The 1,313-nt window shown below is 64.4% G+C and carries 1 protein-coding gene; it reads left to right on the top strand.

The window, feature by feature from the left end; genetic code table 11:
- Positions 1–1,313, top strand: a 1,313-nt coding sequence (locus ACFQ2S_RS24820) for an NAD-dependent epimerase/dehydratase family protein (protein WP_386074689.1), incomplete at both ends; no start/stop codon positions are given.

Below are 1,313 nucleotides of genomic sequence, written 5' to 3' on the forward strand. Positions count from 1 at the left end.
GCTCGAAGCCAGGGGGCACCGTGTCTTTGGCCTCGACAGCGACATTTTCGAGCGCTGCACCTTCGCACCCGGCGGCGCGGTCCCTGCGGTGCCAACCCTGCGCAAGGACATTAGAGATGTGACGCCGGAGGACTTCATCGGCATCGACGCCGTTTTGCACCTTGCCGCGCTCTCGAACGATCCGCTCGGCAACTTCCGCCCCGAGGCCACCTACGACATCAACCATGCTGGCACCATGCGGGTGGCCGAGGCGGCCCGCGCAGCCGGTGTCCGTCGGTTTGTCTTCTCCTCCTCGTGCAGCAACTACGGCGCGGCTGGCGACGACATGCTGGACGAGACAGCGGCGTTCAATCCGGTAACGCCCTATGGCGTTTCGAAAGTTCGATCCGAGGAGGATCTGGCGAAGCTGGCCGACGACCGGTTCTGCCCCACCTTCCTGCGCAGTGCCACCGCTTACGGCGTCTCGCCACGGATTCGGTTCGACCTGGTTCTGAACAACCTGGTGGCCCATGCGGTGACCGCCGGCGAGATCTTCATGAAGTCCGACGGCACGCCCTGGAGGCCGATCGTTCATATCGAGGACATCGCACGGGCGTTCTGTGCAACGTTGGAGGCGGACGAGGACGACATCCGCAACGAGGCCTTCAACGTCGGCGTGACCGCGCACAATTACCGCATATCCGAACTGGCCGAGATCGTCGCCGATGTGGTCCCCAATGCCCGGATCGCCTATGCGGAGGATGCTGGCCCGGATTTGCGGTGCTATCGCGTTTCTTGCGACAAGATCCGCCAGGCGATGCCGTGGTTCGAACCTCAGTGGGATGCCATCAAGGGCGCCGAAGAGGTCTATGCCGCCTGCCTTGCGGCCGGGCTGACGCGGGAGGATTTCGAAGGCGTGCCCTATCAGAGGATCGCGCACCTCCGGAAGCTGACCACGGAAGGCATCATCGGCGAAGACCTTCGCCACACCGCACCTGAGGCCGCAGCGACCGAGCGATTTGCCGAGCGCGCGGCCGAGACGGCATGCGTGTCCTGCGGGAACAAAGGGCTGGTGCCGGTGGTGGACCTCGGGCTGATGCCGCGATCGGACGGGCTTCTCGATGCCTCGGGTGTCTGCCACCAGGTCGGAATGCATCCGCTGCGGGCCGCCTTCTGCCCCGAATGCGCGCTGTTGCAGCTCCTGGAGACGCTGCCGCCGCAAGAGATGTTCGGCTCGGACTACCTCTATTTCTCTTCCTATTCGGAGGACTTGCTGAAGCACTCCCGCGATCACGCGCTCGAGCTGATTTCCCGGCATGGACTTGGCGGTGACG

The organism is Tropicimonas aquimaris (genome assembly GCF_042676185.1).
Lineage (GTDB): Bacteria > Pseudomonadota > Alphaproteobacteria > Rhodobacterales > Rhodobacteraceae > Tropicimonas > Tropicimonas aquimaris.